Annotated in this window: 12 protein-coding genes and 1 pseudogene; 6 read left to right on the forward strand and 7 right to left on the reverse strand. The window is 62.5% G+C overall.

Going from position 1 to position 15,472, the window contains the following annotated elements:
* Positions 1-195: 195 nt before the first annotated feature.
* The 4 genes and pseudogenes from E1N52_RS35745 (at position 196) to E1N52_RS35760 (ending at position 4,103) form a co-directional block, all read left to right on the forward strand.
* Positions 196-1,155 carry a hypothetical protein gene (locus E1N52_RS35745; RefSeq protein ID WP_425468193.1) on the forward strand — a complete coding sequence of 320 codons (960 nt, stop codon included), beginning with the start codon at positions 196-198 and terminating at the stop codon, positions 1,153-1,155.
* Between the two features lie 480 nt (positions 1,156-1,635).
* Positions 1,636-3,165, forward strand: a complete 1,530-nt coding sequence (locus tag E1N52_RS35750) for a CYTH and CHAD domain-containing protein (protein WP_133188709.1) — start codon at positions 1,636-1,638, stop codon at positions 3,163-3,165.
* A 42-nt stretch (positions 3,166-3,207) separates the two neighbouring features.
* Positions 3,208-3,510, forward strand: a pseudogene (locus E1N52_RS35755) (integrase); the annotation flags it as partial.
* A gap of 119 nt (positions 3,511-3,629) precedes the next feature.
* Entirely contained in the window at positions 3,630-4,103 is a 474-nt protein-coding gene (locus tag E1N52_RS35760; RefSeq protein ID WP_133188711.1) for an SET domain-containing protein, read from the forward strand.
* Between the two features lie 303 nt (positions 4,104-4,406).
* Here E1N52_RS35760 and E1N52_RS35765 read toward each other — a convergent pair whose 3' ends face one another.
* Entirely contained in the window at positions 4,407-4,862 is a 456-nt protein-coding gene (locus E1N52_RS35765) for a PRC-barrel domain-containing protein (protein WP_133188713.1), read from the reverse strand.
* A 258-nt stretch (positions 4,863-5,120) separates the two neighbouring features.
* Entirely contained in the window at positions 5,121-5,282 is a 162-nt protein-coding gene (locus E1N52_RS35770) for a DUF1328 domain-containing protein (RefSeq protein WP_133188715.1), read from the reverse strand.
* A 161-nt stretch (positions 5,283-5,443) separates the two neighbouring features.
* On the opposite strand from E1N52_RS35770, the gene E1N52_RS35775 reads away from it, so the two are divergent.
* The gene (locus tag E1N52_RS35775) at positions 5,444-6,760 is read left to right on the forward strand and encodes an Nramp family divalent metal transporter (protein WP_246089352.1); all 1,317 of its coding nucleotides are present in this window, start codon (positions 5,444-5,446) and stop codon (positions 6,758-6,760) included.
* 163 nt (positions 6,761-6,923) lie between these two features.
* Here the strand turns inward: E1N52_RS35775 and E1N52_RS35780 are convergent, their stop codons facing one another.
* Positions 6,924-8,180, reverse strand: a complete 1,257-nt coding sequence (locus E1N52_RS35780) for a DNA topoisomerase IB (protein ID WP_133188719.1) — start codon at positions 8,178-8,180, stop codon at positions 6,924-6,926.
* 485 nt (positions 8,181-8,665) lie between these two features.
* Between E1N52_RS35780 and E1N52_RS35785 the strand changes: the two genes are divergently transcribed.
* A complete protein-coding gene (locus E1N52_RS35785; RefSeq protein WP_133188721.1) occupies positions 8,666-9,118 on the forward strand; it encodes a response regulator in 453 nt (150 codons plus the stop codon).
* Between the two features lie 489 nt (positions 9,119-9,607).
* Here the strand turns inward: E1N52_RS35785 and E1N52_RS35790 are convergent, their stop codons facing one another.
* From E1N52_RS35790 to E1N52_RS35800, 4 genes are all read right to left on the reverse strand, one after another.
* Positions 9,608-11,272: a hybrid sensor histidine kinase/response regulator gene (locus E1N52_RS35790; RefSeq protein WP_133188723.1), complete on the reverse strand. Its 1,665-nt coding sequence runs from the start codon at positions 11,270-11,272 to the stop codon at positions 9,608-9,610.
* Between the two features lie 812 nt (positions 11,273-12,084).
* On the reverse strand, positions 12,085-12,243 hold the full coding sequence (locus tag E1N52_RS44355) for a hypothetical protein (RefSeq protein ID WP_165979524.1): 159 nt from the start codon (positions 12,241-12,243) through the stop codon (positions 12,085-12,087).
* A gap of 104 nt (positions 12,244-12,347) precedes the next feature.
* A complete protein-coding gene (locus E1N52_RS35795; protein ID WP_133188725.1) occupies positions 12,348-12,545 on the reverse strand; it encodes a hypothetical protein in 198 nt (65 codons plus the stop codon).
* A gap of 113 nt (positions 12,546-12,658) precedes the next feature.
* Positions 12,659-13,204, reverse strand: a complete 546-nt coding sequence (locus tag E1N52_RS35800; RefSeq protein ID WP_246089353.1) for a phasin family protein — start codon at positions 13,202-13,204, stop codon at positions 12,659-12,661.
* Positions 13,205-15,472 lie beyond the last annotated feature (2,268 nt).

Below are 15,472 nucleotides of genomic sequence, written 5' to 3' on the forward strand. Positions count from 1 at the left end.
GTTGAAACGATGATTTTTGGCGGTGCGATTGCAGACGGACGCCCCAGCACCATCGGGCAAGGACAAGGCGCGTCGGTCAATGGTTTTCGTGAACATCAAGCCTTGGCATCCGCCATCGGGGTACGGTTCTTGCGAACAAACCGCAAGAGCAAGCATGACTTCCACGCATGCAAGCCGTCCAACTTCAGGGATGCCATGTCCCATCTTATTGACGGAGAATATCGCCGGCCCCACAGAAGCCCATCCAGGGAGCGGGCGTACAGCGTTGTCTGCGCGCTAATTCTTCTTGTAACAGGCTACATACTGCCCCCGGCACTGTCGGCTCAACCATCTGACGATGCCACCAGGTTGCGCGCCACGTACAGGAATCTCGAGCCGCAACTCAACGACAATGCATTTCATCGGAGACTGTACCTTGATTCCTGGGAGTCCCCGTCCACGGTTACCGGCGAAATCTACGCCGTGATGGACCACCCATTTGCGACCGTCAACGCGGTCCTCAATGACCCGTCCCGGGGTCCGGCGAACTGGTGCAATGTTCTGATCCTGCACCCCAACGTCAAGTACTGCCGAGCCTCTGCCGACGATAGCGGTAACACGCTGAGCGTGAACGTCAGCCAAAAGGAGGCCGCCGAAGCACTCTCATCGACATACCTCCTGCGATTCGATTACGAGGCGGCGGCCACAAGCCCGCGATACTTCCGGCTAGAACTCCATGCCGTCAGCGGGCCGTTGAACACCCGGGATTATCAGATCGTCCTGGAAGCCGTGGCGCTCGGAAGCGACCTCACCTTCCTGCACCTGACCTATGCATACAGCTATGGCACAATCGGGCGCCTTGCCATGAAAGGCTATCTGGCGACCTTCGGTCGCGGCAAGGTCGGCTTCACCAGTATCGCTGACCCGTCCGCTGCAGAAACAAAATATGTTGATGGCATGCGCGGTCTCGTCGAACGCAACACCATGCGTTACTACCTGGCCATCGACACTTATCTCAGCGTGCCGTCGGGCGTGCCCGACACGCAGTTGACACGACGCCTTAACGACTGGTTCAGCGCCAGTGAGCAATATCCCCGGCAACTGCATGAAATCGACCGGCCGCAGTATGTGGAGATGAAACAGCAGGAGTGCCGGCGCCAGCAGACACGACAGTAGATGGTGACCCGCGTTTCGGCACTGTTACCGGACATCTCGACCAACGCGCCTCTTCAACAATCGCCTTGCAGATCAACCGCGTCAGAGACTTCGTCGATACCGTCGCCGCGCTCTCCTCGCGCGCAGATCCGGGCTACTGCAGTGAGGGCCCGCGCCATGCAGTCGCCGCCCGGATCACCTATTGGTTCGGATGTTCCGGGCCACAGAAAGTGCATACAAATGTGCCTTGCTTCCGTGCGTACTTCGCCCTCGTGGGGACGTGGCTACTTCTATACGCAGTGCTGCGTCCTGCCGTTCGGGGCCGAAGTCAACTTCACCGGCAATCATGGACCACGCGGGGGCGCCGAGCGGGAGGTGCAGGCGCGCGCTCCGTTGCGCCCGGCGTCATGCGCATCCTGGCAGCACTGGCATGAGCACGGAGCCGGACTGAAACTTGCTGCTAACGTGTCGTCAAGAGCGCAGCCGTGAAAAGGAGACGCGATGGAACGGGAACTCAAACTGAGAATCACCTCCAGGGATCTCGCCAAACTGCGCCGAGCGTCGTTGCTCGCACGCGGCAAGCGCGGCGCCAACCCGGTGAAGTTGCTGTCCAGTACCTACTTTGATACTCCGGAACTAGCCTTTCACCAGTGCGGAGCATCGCTTCGAGTGCGTGGCGTCGGTCAGGAGCGAATCCAGACACTGAAGCTTGGCGGCCCGGTTCAGGCCGGAATGTTCGAGAGGGGCGAGTTCGAGGCACCCATCGATCGTGACACGCCCGACCTGACGCTGTTGCGTGATGCGCTATCCGCCGATACGGATTGCGGCCAGCTCGTTCGAGATGAAGCCGTTGCGGCGAACCTCGCGCCGATCTTCGTCACACGGATCAACCGGTCAACTATCGCGCTGCGTACGTCGGCAGAGAACGAAATCGAAGTGGCGCTGGACGAGGGAACCATTGACGCTCCCTCGGGTTCCGCACCCATTGCCGCCGTCGAACTCGAACTCAAGCGTGGCAAGCCGCAGGGACTCTATGCCCTTGCGCTCGAACTCCTGCAGACGGCGCCGCTACGCATCGACCGCCGCAGCAAGGCCGATGTGGGTTATGGGCTACTCGTCGCGGAGCACGCCGAATGCATAAAAGCCCAGGCTGTGCAGCTCGGGAAGCGCGATTCGGTCGAAGAAGCGTTCTGTGCAATCGCGCACAACTGCCTCGATCAGGTGCATGCCAACGAGCGCGGCGTCGTATCGGCTCACGAGCCAGCGTGTGTCCACCAGATGCGGGTGGGGCTCCGGAGATTGCGCTCGGCGCTCGGCCTGTTCGGGAACGTGATACCCGCATACGAGGGTCTCGACGACGAACTGCGCTGGGTCGCATCGGAGCTGGGCGCCGCGCGCGATTGGGAAGTGCTCGCGGGACCCACGCTCGACCGGGCCGGAGCGGACGCAAACGCAGAAGAATTGAAGCCTGTGCGGCAGGCATGCGGTCAGCTCGCCAGTGAAAACCGGCAGCGTGCCGCAGCCGCAATCGAATCGGTGCGCTACACCAGACTGGCTCTGGAGTTCACGTTATGGCTGGACACAAAAAAATGGCGCGACACCATGACCAACGAAGCGCGCGCGGAGGTCGAAAAGCCCGCTTCGCAGTTCGCTGCAGAAGTCATGCGCAAACGGCACCGCAAATTGATCAAGCGCGGCAAGCGGCTTGCCGATCTCGATGATCATCGTCGACATCGTGCGCGCATCGCGGCGAAGAAAGTTCGGTATGCGACGGAGTTCTTTGCGTCGTTATGCCCGAAACGTGCTGTGCAGCGCTACGTTGATGCGCTGACGGCGCTTCAGGATGACCTCGGATGGCGCAATGACGCCGTCGTCGCTGAGCGGTTCCTTCAGACGTTGCCGAACACGTTCCCGGAAGCGGCTCGAGGCGCCGCCTTCGCCCGAGGCTACCTCGCTTCGCGCGTCGCGGCCGATCATCGGACAATGACCAAGCTATGGAGGCGTTTCAGACGGCTTTCCGCGCCGCACTGAGCACCTCTTACGGATCGAATGCGAAGACGACGATGCGTACGCGGCAACTCCACCGCGACCAGCAGCAGCGTGCGCTTGTGGGACGTGCTGCGGCGCTCCTTCCTGCTGGCCGCCCAGGCCATTGAAGCCGATCATGCATCTCTTGCGGAAAAGCTGTGCCGAGCGAGCCCGCACTGGATGCGCCACACGCATGCCACGCACGCGCTCGGCCGCAGTGCGGAACTTACCACTGTCGGCGGCAACCTGCGACGCGCTTCTGTCCCGACCACCTTCTCGAACCATCTGCACACCGACGACGTCGAACGTGCACAGCAGACCGCTGACGCGTTTGCCAGGATGAAGTGAGTGGCTGGGGACCATATGCGCCTGCTCATGACCCGCTAGCCCGTAACGGTCCGCGGCCACATGTTGGGCGCCCTTTCTGCGGCTATACTCCGGACCTCCCTCCTTCAAATCCTCCCTGCATGAAACGCGTCTCCGTACGGCAGTCTCCCATCCACGGAAAGGGTGTCTTCGCCCTGCGGGCACTTTCCGCCGGCGAACGCATCTTCGAATACAAGGGGCTTGTCACCACCTGGCGCGAAGCGACCCGCGCCTGTGCGCGGCGCACCGACGCCGGGCACACCTTTCTCTTCGGGTTATCGGATGGGCACGTGATCGATGGTGGCCGCGGAGGAAACGGCGCGAGATGGCTCAACCATGCGTGTATGGCGAACTGCGAGGCGATCGAGGAATCAGGCCGCGTCTACATCGACACGCTCAGGGACATCCAGCCCGGCGAGGAACTCTTGATCGACTACGCGCTTGAGATCCCGCCGAAAGCGCACGACGATTCGATCCGTGAGTACACGTGTCGTTGCGGAAGCAGACGTTGTCGCGGGACCATGCTCGGTCCGATCCAGGTACGCCCCTCCGACCGTACCCGCCACCGGGTATGAGACTGCGCATCCAGGTACCTGGCCTTGGCTTAGCGGGCGCGCGCGAAGGCGCCCCACCGAGACGCACCGGGTTCACGGCAACCGCTGCACGCTCCGCCGTCCGGTCTTCGTGCGTTTAACCGGCGTGCGGGGCTGCTGCGCGAGCAGCGCGGACGGAATAGAACCTATCAAATGGGAGCCCTGGCGGAACAAAGGGGCATCGGCCGATGGAAGCCGATGCCCAAGTGGCCGCACAGGGTACCGTTTTACAGACGGCTACGAACTGCATACAACCCGATAGCCTTCAGACGTCCACCGGATTGTTCATTCCGGGATCACGTTCCGGAGGCCCCCCCCGCTCGCCAGCCAGTACGGACGGCGGTTGTAGTAGTCATGCAACTGCGTGCCCCACGTCGAATCCGCCATTGATGGCCAGTGATCCTTATCGAAGCCGGGATCGTCCTTTATACGTTGGGCCGGAATGTCGACACGAAAGCACTCCTCGTCGGTGTCCAACGTCAGTGCGTTCCAGGGGATCGCGTGAAGGGTGTTGCCCATGCCGAGAAATCCACCTTCGGCCAGAACTGCGTACGCGACGCGACCACTACGCACGTCGAGCATGATGTCCGATATTTTGCCGACATGTTCGCCGTCAGCGGAAATCACCTTGTTGCCGTCGAGCGTGGCCGCGGCCATGATCTCGGGGCCAGGACCTTCACCGGTGCCCCCGCCGACGATCTGTGCACCGGTGCCTCCTGATTGGGGATGAAGAATAGTCATGATTGCGCTCCTTTCCGTTAAGAGTTGCGATGACCTCAAGCGCATGCCGTATGCCACACCGGGAAACGATTGTCATGTCCTGTTTGGAGAACGGCGGCTCGCGCGCAAAGAAAGCGACGTCTCCAGCTCTATCGAATCTCAGGGTTTGTGAATAACGTCACCACTCGACCTTCTACGAGGCCGGCGATTGCCGTGCGACGCAGAGACGTCTCACTGAGGAGTCGATTTCGCCGCGCACTACAGGGCGCCGACGGCCGTTCAACGCCGCCTGTAGCCGTATAGCAAACTGACGATGAACAACACGAGGAAGATCACGAAGAGGATCTTGGCGATGCTCGCCGCGCCTGCCGCGATGCCCCCGAAACCAAAAAATGCCGCGACTATCGCTATCACCAGGAAAACGACCGCATAGTAAAGCATGGCAACCTCCTCTATTTGCGCTCTCTTCCGTTACGCAAACGATCCTGAAGAGTCGGAAGAGCGTCCGCGCTGCGAGGTAGCAGCAACCCGCGTGCCTTGTATGCGTGTGTCCCGGCGGGCCTCATGCCGCGCACTGCGGTCGCACAATGGAGAACCGCTCCGTGTCGCACGACCAGAACCTCGAGCCCGAACACGCTGTCACGGATCGGACGGAACGCTCCTGGGTGTCGCGCCTGGGGCCCGGCCTCGTGACGGGCGCCGCGGACGATGATCCGTCCGGCATCGGCACCTATTCGCAGGCCGGTGCGCGATTCGGCTTGACGCTGCTGTGGACCCTCCTGCTGACCTACCCGCTCATGGTCGCCATCCAGATGACCAGCGCGCGGATCGGCCGCGTCACGGGCAAGGGGCTCGCCTCGAACATGCGGGCGTTTGGCCCGAAATGGCTCGTCGTCCTGCTGGTGCTGCTGCTGGCTGTGGCCAACACCATCAACATCGCCGCGGATCTCGCCGCGATGGGCGCAGCGATCCATCTTCTTGTTCCGGGCCCCGAGCACCTCTATGTCGTTGCCATTGGCGTGTTCTCAGCCCTCCTGCAGATTTCGCTGCCCTACGAGAGCTACGCGCGCTTTCTCAAATGGCTGACCCTGGTGCTGTTCGCCTACGTCGCGGTGGCCTTTGTCGTTCCGGTCGACTGGGTAAAGATCGCCGTCTCGCTCGTATGGCCGCGGGCCCAGCTCTCAGGCGAGTATCTCACCTCGGTCGTCGCTGTACTCGGGACCACGATCAGCCCCTACCTGTTCTTCTGGCAGGCTTCGCAGGAAGTTGAGGAAATGCGCTCGAAGCCGGGGGAGCGGCCGCTGCGGTGGGTATCCTCCTTCCGGGCCTACCGTCAGATCGATCGGATCACGGCCGACACCTGGATCGGGATGGCCGTCTCCAACGGGGTGGGGTTCTTCATCATGCTGACGGCTGCCGCGACGCTTTACGCCCATCACGTGAAAATCCAGACGTCCGCCGACGCGGCGAGGGCCCTAGAACCGGTTGCAGGCCATCTGGCGGCATACGTCTTTGCCGCCGGCATTGTCGGCACGGGGTTGCTCGCGCTGCCTGTTCTGGCCGGCTCGGCGGCATACGGAGCTGCCGGCGCGTTCCGGTGGCGCAGCAGCCTCTCGCTGCACCTGACGCTGGCGCGCGAGTTCTATGCTGTCATTGTCGTGGCGATTCTCGGCGGCACTGCCATCACGTTCTTCCATCTTGATCCCGTCAAGGCGCTGTACTGGAGCGCCGTCGTCAACGGACTGGCGGCCGTGCCTGTCATGGTCGTCGTCATGCTGATGGGTACGAACAGGCGGCTGATGGGTACGAACAGGCGGCTGATGGGCAGGTTCGCGATCACCGGGCTGCTGAAAGCTGGAGGATGGATCGCAACAGTATTCATGGCGCTCGCGGCCGCCGGCATGTTCATTCCCGGCTAGGCGCGCCGACTTCGGGCGGATGCGCGAGGCCGCGCGGCTTCGGCGCCCCCCGCCCGCGCCTTCTTCCTGAGCGTGACATGGCACTCGCGTGCCTCCGAACTCGGAGGGTTGCGAGACCTGAAAATGTTCCCGTCAAACTCCGCCGCGTGCGAAGGCTAGCCCGTCACCCGTGGCGTTGAGCCGGCCCCGGGGCGCTTCGTCGTGATCGGCCAGGGGCTTTTCGCGCCGCCCGGCGCGCGACAGGTTCGAGCGGCAGCGCCGCTGGCGCTTGCCTGCCGTGCTGCGATCCGCCTCCTCGCGCCTTGCGCGGCGAGCCGGCGAGCTGGGCTCCGTTCGACATCGCGCGCTTGCGGTTCTCGCGCTGCGCCTCTCGCGCCCGGCGCCTCGCGTCCTTCTCGAGAAAGATCAGCAGGGCTGACTCGTCCGACTTGAGCCCACGGCGGCGCGCGGCGGCAATGGGTTGCGCTAAGGCACCCGCTTCGAATGCCTCGATCACGGCCGGATGCACGTAACATTTGCGGCAAACCGCAGGCGTGTTGCGTAACAGTTGCGCGACCGCCCGGATCGTCGCGACGATGTGACTGCGTGCTTCCGTGACCGTCTCCCATGTGAGTCTTTGAAGCGCCGCGAGCGCGAACACGCTGCCCGCCCACGTCCGATATTCCTTCGCGGTGAAATCGGCGCCCGTGACCTCGCGCAGATAGTCGTTAATATCCGACGAGCTGACCGAGCGACACTTGCCATCCGCATCGAGATACTGAAAAAGATCCTGTCCGGGCAGATCCATGCAGCGCTTCACGATCCGCGCGACGCGCGCATCGCTAACGGCGACATCGTGTTCAATCCCGCTTTTGCCACGAAACTTCAAGCGCAGCGACCCCGGCGAGAGCTTGAGATGCCGCTTGCGCAACGTCGTCAAGCCGTACGAACGGTTCTCACGCGCGTATTCCTCGCCGCCGACGCGGAGCAGGGTGGTATCGAGCAATCGGACAACGGTGGCCAATACCTTGTTTCGCGCCATGCCGTCGAGCGCAAGGTCTCGTGCGACGCGGGAACGCAGCTTCGGCAACGCCGCGCCGAAGGCCAGCATGCGCTCGTACTTGCTGGCGTCGCGCGTTTCACGCCATTCCGGGTGATAGCGATACTGCTTGCGACCGCGCGCATCCCGTCCTGTCGCCTGCAGATGGCCGCGTGGGTCCGCGCAGATCCAGACATCGGTGTAGGCCGGAGGAATCGCGAGCGCGTTGATGCGGCGAATCTCGGCCTCGTCCTGAATGCGCTTGCCCTCCGGGTCGAAGTAAGTGAAAGCGTCATCGTTCCGTTGTCGGGTGTAGCCGCGACGCGAGTCGTCCACATAGCGCAGGCCGGGCGGAAGGTCCTCAGGGCAAGCTTGAGCGGTTTCCATCGTCGTTTCAATCATGCCGCCTCCCCTGCCGTCAGGGCTGCCTTTTCCGTTCGTGACTTTTCTTTCAGCCATGCCGCCTCAACTGGTGCTCGGGAACGTCGTGAAAGGCACAGCAACGCCCGTGCCTCGACCGTTGGCCGACGAAGGCGGCCTAAACCAGCCTGGGCCGCGGGGAAAACCCGGGCACCGAACGCTCATCTCCCCCAGCGGCGCGTAGTCGGGCGAACGTCGCTACATGTCCCCCGCCGATGGCACGCCAGATAACGCTGCCGCGTGCGGTCGACCCGATTGCGCCCAATCGCCGGGAGATCGCCCCGAAAGCAGGCAAACGTCGTGCGAGCCCTGCGCTGACATCCTTCCGCCGATGAGGCCAGCCGCCCTATACGGAACGCTGCTGTCCTCACGGCACGTCCGTTGCGGGAGCGAAACAGCGACAGCGGTGCCCTGGACTTCTCTGCCGCGCGAACACTGGTTGCGAATGAATTCGACGGAGTATCCCCATGGCCAACGTTCTGTTCGTTGACGACGATCCGGAAAACGTCTGGCCACTTGCGCTCGCGCTGGAAAGTCAGGGTCACCGGGTGAGCGTTGTCACTGACGCTGGTGCTGCGATGGCTTTCATGCGGCGGGAATTCGTTCAGTGTCTCATCACCGACTACCAGATGCCGGACGTTGACGGCATCAGGCTGTGCCAGATGGTGCGAGCCTGGCCCGTCTTCTCCGGGTTGCCCATCGTGCTGCTTTCTGCTGCGCCGGAGCCCGAGGGGTGCCCCCGGTGCTGGTCCCGGTTCCTGCGCAAACCAGTGCAGGTGACCCTGCTGATCGAGGCCGTAGATGCATATATCGCGGAGCGTCTGACCGTCGCCCGCTCCCGCTGCCGCCATGCCGCGGGCAGATTCCAGTACCTGGGGGCGCCGAGATGGGCACCCGTGAATACCACCTGCGGACCGTAACGGGAGGCCTTCATGGCTGGGACCCGATGGCGCCGATGGCCAGTGAGTCCGGAGTCGGCCCGCATTGCCGCACCATCGCGGTCCGTGGCTTCATGCCTGTGCCCGGCATACGGAGTGCCCCAGTGCGTGTTGCAGCACATACGGGCAACCCCCACACGCGATTCCGTGGCGGCCACTTACCCCGGACACCGCGGCGCAGCGCCTCAGGGTTGACATCCCGGCCAGTGCATCAAGGACGATGTCGTTTTCGGCAAGGGCCATTGACCCTTCATGGCAGACCCGGCACGCGGCTAGCCGTGACACTACGATAGCCGGCGTACTCGCCAGCTTGCGAGGGACGAGGCCTCCGGGGTCGATGCTGCGTGAGCAACCCGGCCGACACGTGAAAGCAGCCCTTGCGTCGTAGCGCGGCTCATCACGCCACGCCCCCGATGCAGGATGGTCCATGAATGGCGGCGACATGCCAGCGGCGCCGGTCACGCCGCCCTGTCACGATGCCAGAAGGTGTCTAAGCTGTTCGAGATCAACCGGCTTGCCCAGATGCGCGTTGAAGCCCGCCTGAATGGCGGCGGCCCGGTCGCGACTGGAGACGTGACCAGTCAGGGCGACCAGTCGAAGCTCGGTTTGGTTCTCCAGTGACCGAATGCGGGTCGCGAGGGCATAGCCACTCATGCCAGGCATCCCAATATCGATGAGGGCGAATTCCGGTTGCCATTCATCGAGAATCCTCAGCGCCTGGGGGCCGTCAGCGGCAGACCGGACCTCGTGGCATTCGAGTTCGAGCAGGCCGCCGAGGGCAAAACGGGCGTCGGCATTGTCGTCCACCACCAGTACACGCCGCCGAACCGGCTGACTGCGTGCCGGCCCTTCTGCGCATTCGCTGACGCCGCCGCTGCGACGCAATGGAATCGTCAGGCGGGCTTTCGTTCCCCGGCCGGCGCCGTTGCTGGTGATGTCGACTACGCCACCGTGAAGTTGAGCGAAGCGCTGGGCCAACGCAAGCCCGATGCCGAGGCCACCATCCTTCCCGGTGCGCGCCCGAGCGAACTGGGCGAAAGGCTCAAAGATGTGCGGCAACGACGCCTGCGAGATGCCCATGCCATCATCGCGGACTACGACCGCGACGTGAGGTTCGCCGTTTCGCATGAGGCGTTCGACACTGACGGCAATGTTTCCTCCCGGCGGGGTGTAGCGCACTGCATTCGACAACAGGTTCGCAATGATCTGCGTAAGGCGAACCGGATCGGCAATCAGGCACAGGCCCTCCGGGGGAGCGCTTACGGACAGCGTGTGATGCCGCTCAAGCCGGCGCTCCTCCACAGCGGCCACCGCATCGGCAAGAACGTCCTTCAGGGAAGTTTCGACTGGCGCGATGGCGAGCTTGTTGTGATCCAGCCGGCTCGCGTCCAGCAAGTCGTCCATTAACCTCTCGAGGTGCCGGATCTGCCGATGAGCGACAGCGAGATAGCCGCTGAGCGGCTCCCGGCCTTCGTTGACGACCTGAATCGCGTCGATTGCATTCCCGAGCGGTCCGAGCGGACTGCGAAACTCATGGGCGAGGACAGCGATTACCTCGGAGTAGCGCTGCGTCTCGCGGCGGCTGCGGTCTCGTGCCCGCACGAGCTCCAGCACACCGCCCGCTACGGATGCCAGGTCCGTCAGCACGCGAAGGTCTTCCTGGGTAAACCGGCAGTCCTCTTTAAGCGACGCTACCCACATCGCTCCCAATCGCCGGTCGCCGGATACGACGGGCAGTATCAGAGCTTCGTGCACGCCGCCGCACGTGCTCGCGAGAGCAGGAAAGTCTGCGGCAAGGGCTGTGAACAGCAGCGGCTCACCGGCTTCAATCACCACCGCGCAGGGACATTCGCTCCATGAGGTGGTCAATCCTCTCAGATGCGCGAGCCTGCCGGCAATTGAGTGCCACCGGAAGACGTTTTCTTCTCCGGCGCGCTCGAGAAGGCTGATGCCCGCCGTCTGCGCGCAGCACAACTCCATGGCAAAGTCGGCTGTTTTTTGCAGGAGGGCATCACGCGAATCGGCTTGCGCGCTGGCGAGTGCAAGCAGAGCGGGACATTCGCGCTCATAGTCCGGCTTTCTTGCCGCCCGGGCGGCGATGTTACCCAGTGAAATACCGTCGAACCGTGTTGGCATAGAATCGCTGCCCTCTTTGATCACACCAATGCAGGCCGACTTGCCTTCTGGCACACCACTAAAGGATAGCCTGTTCCGGGCGGGAGCCACCCCGTAAACACGTGTGCAGTGAGGTCTGAATGACAGGAACAACGAGGCAGGACGCACCAGTGCGGGAAATCCCAGAAGCCCGGAAGCGATAGGAAGGATCGCCGCCTTGGGCGGCAGCGTAAGGGTTTGCGCAGCCGATCAGTCGTCAATCGCGACCTTGCCGCGCGACTTTGGTCATCCGCCCCCGCGTGGCCTTCGCCGCATCGGCGCGAGCTTGGAAGATGACTGGTGAAGCGCGCAGAGCTGGCAATGCTTGAGGCACTCCGCTTCGTGGCCAACATTCATCCGCGCCGTGTGTCGCGACACGGCTACCGGCCACGGCAGCAACTTGACGTGCTGGAGAGGGTCGCGCCGCCCGGTGTTTTTCGCACCCATTGCCCTGATCAAGCGCCCGACATTTGAGAACAGCCGGTGCAGATCCGCATCGTCTTTCGGAAGGAGGGCCGCACTCTCCTGCGCAGCAATCGCGCGGGACGCCTTCCGGGCCCGCTGTAGTGCAGGTTGATCAATGCCCTTTGTCATACGCGCGTGCGCTGCCGGGGGAGCGCCCGAGTAAATTGAGCACGTTGTGGAAGTGCGCCAGATCCCTTGCTGCAAAACCGTAGCCCACGATGGATTCCCCGTTATCTGTCCGCCAGTGCAACGCCCTGCTCGTCTCTGCCGTCCCAGGTCTGAAACCAGCCTGATTTAGACCGCGCCGTGCGAATATTCTGCACCAGCACTCAGTGTCGTGTCCGGGTCCAGCGACACCACTCGTGGTGATCGAGATTGCGCAGAAGATCGGCGCGACGCCGTTCACGGCGATAGTGAGCCGCGACACCCAATGCTGCGATCACGAGCGCGATCATGCCGACAGCCATACCGAGCCAGGATTGGTCCACGTCAGCCTCCTCAGGGTCATCCGGTTCGCTGCCCTCTTGCGCGGGCAGCGCGCCCAACGAATATGGGCCGTCCGAATGACAGGCAATCTGTCCTTGAGCGTTGGTCAGCGCACACGCGCAACGGCGCGCAGAACAGCGTCGCCACGCGGCGTAACGCGGGGAACCGGAAAGCCCGGCTCCGGTGGATCGCTCGCAATCAGCTTGAGCGCGCGAAGCGCGCCCAGTTCGGCACGGTCGGCCTCGATCCGCTCAGGCGCGTCCTTGACCAGCATCAACGTGGCCAACTCATGGGGGCTCAACATGTCGCTTCCCTCCGGGAGGGGATCGGTGCGATGAACAGGGAATCCGGTCCGACGGCTGCAGCGCAAGGCGAAAGCGGACACGGGGAAAGGGAGAGCGTGGTCAACCTGGGTGACTATCGACGCGCGGGGGATGTACTTCGCTGCCACGCAGAGGCACGTGCCCCAGAGACACGATCCATATCTGCGCGAGCGACTTGCTGCGAGTCCGCAAGCGATCGGTCCGGGACACCATCCGTCTCAAAGGAAGGCGGATTCAGCGCCCTTAACATCGCATCGACTCCCCGCGCACATCTGGCCATTCCATCAAGCGTCATGTTCAGGTGGCGCGCACGTTCGTCATGTCCATCATCGCTCGCACGCTGGCTCAACTCCGCTGTTGCCTGCGCGGCGATGTCCATCCAGCCACGGGTGTACCCGGCGATCTGGATGGCGAGCCACGGCAAGGTTTCGGCCTGACGCGTGACGAGCTGCTCGGGTGTCTGCGAGAGCAGCACATTTTCCCAATGCAAGACGGCGCCCGAGAACACCGACCTGCACATGTTCATGTTCAGTCGTCCAAGCTCGAAGAAGCTCGTAAGGGCCGGCCCGCTCAGGGCGGTAAGATCCATCACGCTGGCTTCGTGCGTCGTGGCAAAAGACATCTGTTCAGGAATACTCACGGAATTCCCCAGTTTCTCGCTGACGCGGGCTCGCCGTCGCCACTGCGGCCGGTGACACGCTTGGCCGTCCGGGCCGGATGGTCCTTGGTACGCTCGCTTGGAGCCTTGATTCTAGCTTTGTTCAATCAGCGCTATTGCTACATCTTGATCAGGAGTTTCCCCAGTATGTGGGATTGAACAGCAATACGCGCCGGTTACGGCAAGGTGAACCTGAACGCATATTCCGGCGCGCATACTGGACAAACAACGCGCCGGGCGGCTGGGATGTCGACGCGGTGCTGCGAGCCACGTACTACGACGGCGACGCGAGGGGCCGGTTTGTGCGCCTGCCCGTCCCGGGTTCGGGGGCCATCAGTCGCTCGAAGCGGGTTATCCGTTTCACCTTCCGCTCGGACCGAACTTCAAGCTGGAAAGGTGCGGCAGCCCTATCTGCGCGCCAATATTTGACGCGACTGTCATCCGCACGCGACGACGACTTACGCGGGTGTGGACCAGGCCGCCCCCTCGCACAGCAGGTCCTGACTTCGCAGCAGGCGTAACCGCGAAGCTCGACTCGCGTTGGAGTTTCTGCTACCAGTCCTCGATCAGTTCAACGACTACCCGCAGTCAGAAGGGCGTGTGGGGTGACGTCGGGCTGCGCTACTCGTGGTGACCGCAACGACCGGTAATATCGCGATTTTCGGGCCCAGGACGTTGAGATGTCAGCGAAGTGTCCAATGAACGTCCTTGTTCTCCAAAGCACTGCGGCAACAGGACCATTGAGCCTCGCAACCTGGGCAGACGTAGTACTGGATGCGTACGCTTCCGAGGTATGCCGTATCGCCGACATCGCGCAGGACGTGTGTAACGTCGAAATCGGGGTGGCTCAGCAGCAGATTGCAGGACGCACAAAGATGTGACGGGTCGGTAATCATTTCATTCTCCCTGCTTTTCAACGATGCGCCAGGAAGCGGCGAAGCACCGGCCTGCGCTTAACTCCATTGGGCCGATGGCAAAGAGTGCCTGATGCGCCGATTATTACAGTACGACCTGAGCTTCGCGAAGCGCTCGAAGTATAGTCCGCGGTCAGACCCAAAAGGATGTACTAAACCCGGACGTTGCGCACGGCAGCTGCCGACGCGTCGGGCGAAACGCGGCGCAAAGGGCATTGAAGAAGGAACGGCTCGACAGGTTGTCGTCTCCTGCGGGGTGCCGGCGCACGCCCACGTGAACCCAAGTCCCCGTAGGGATCCTGCCCCTGTCGAGCTCCCTCAGTCTACACGCATTGGCATTCCCATATGGTCGCAACATCTGGCACGAGAGAACAATGCCCCATTCAAGGAAAACTGATCAAGACGCCTGTAGACCGGCGATATGGGTACCACCGGTGACACTCGACAAGTGGCTCATTCCCGGTGCGTTATTGGTTAACACATCAATCGTTATACTAATCATATGGTGAGGTGACGATGCCATTCGATGGAACACCGGGGCAGCGATGCTAGATCACTGATAGTGCGCCATGAGACCCACCATGAAGCCGGAGACGTCCGATTTCGGATGGGGCGGCCCGGCCCAAAGGCCTTACAAAGATGTATAGTAAATGCGCACAAAGTGGACGGCTGGTAAAACCAACCGAAACGACCGCAGGCCGGTATAGCATGTTCCGACTCAGGAAAGTCGCCCAAGAAAGGAGGCCTGTCGCCATAAAAGCGAGTAGCGAGACCGGCGACCGAGAAAGAGAAAGTGCGAGCCTGCCAGAAGTGGAAGTTGTCGAATCCTCGCTGCACTGACAGCGCCCAGTCTTGTGCCATCCCCCATGGCGAACGTCCTTGATTCCCAGTCGACCGATGTCGTCGCCCGTTTTGCGTCTCTATGCCGCTCGGCCAGCAGGCACGCGCATGTACGTTTTTCTACCGATACATATTGCAACTGCGCAGAGCGAGCCTCATCCTGGCGCCGGGAGGTGGAGGCCATGGACAGACCGCGAGACTGGCTTACGACACGCTTTCCACACGGGCTGTTTATGCAATCTGATTTTCCCGCTCGTGGCAGGCAACGACCCCACGAGCCGCGCGCTGAACCGGCGCGTGACGCTGATTGTGCAGCGTTGAGGCCCTGGATCGCCGACACCCGGTAAGCGCGTCCGCTCTGGCAGGGCGTTCTTGAACTCTGACACGGCCATTACTGAAGCGCACCTTGGGTTGCCACGCCGGAACGACCGCGGATATTCTTCGTTCAACCTGGCCCAACCATGCGCTAGTGGCCCTCATGTGATCGCCCGCGACG

Source organism: Paraburkholderia guartelaensis (assembly GCF_004353905.1).
In the GTDB taxonomy this organism is placed as follows: domain Bacteria; phylum Pseudomonadota; class Gammaproteobacteria; order Burkholderiales; family Burkholderiaceae; genus Paraburkholderia; species Paraburkholderia guartelaensis.

Coding starts and splice junctions, on each gene's coding strand:
- E1N52_RS35745 (WP_425468193.1), top strand. CDS start 196: ATGTCCCATCTTATTGACGGAGAATATCGCCGGCCCCACAGAAGCCCA.
- E1N52_RS35750 (WP_133188709.1), top strand. CDS start 1,636: ATGGAACGGGAACTCAAACTGAGAATCACCTCCAGGGATCTCGCCAAA.
- E1N52_RS35760 (WP_133188711.1), top strand. CDS start 3,630: ATGAAACGCGTCTCCGTACGGCAGTCTCCCATCCACGGAAAGGGTGTC.
- E1N52_RS35765 (WP_133188713.1), bottom strand. CDS start 4,862: ATGACTATTCTTCATCCCCAATCAGGAGGCACCGGTGCACAGATCGTC.
- E1N52_RS35770 (WP_133188715.1), bottom strand. CDS start 5,282: ATGCTTTACTATGCGGTCGTTTTCCTGGTGATAGCGATAGTCGCGGCA.
- E1N52_RS35780 (WP_133188719.1), bottom strand. CDS start 8,180: ATGATTGAAACGACGATGGAAACCGCTCAAGCTTGCCCTGAGGACCTT.
- E1N52_RS35785 (WP_133188721.1), top strand. CDS start 8,666: ATGGCCAACGTTCTGTTCGTTGACGACGATCCGGAAAACGTCTGGCCA.
- E1N52_RS35790 (WP_133188723.1), bottom strand. CDS start 11,272: ATGCCAACACGGTTCGACGGTATTTCACTGGGTAACATCGCCGCCCGG.
- E1N52_RS35795 (WP_133188725.1), bottom strand. CDS start 12,545: ATGTTGAGCCCCCATGAGTTGGCCACGTTGATGCTGGTCAAGGACGCG.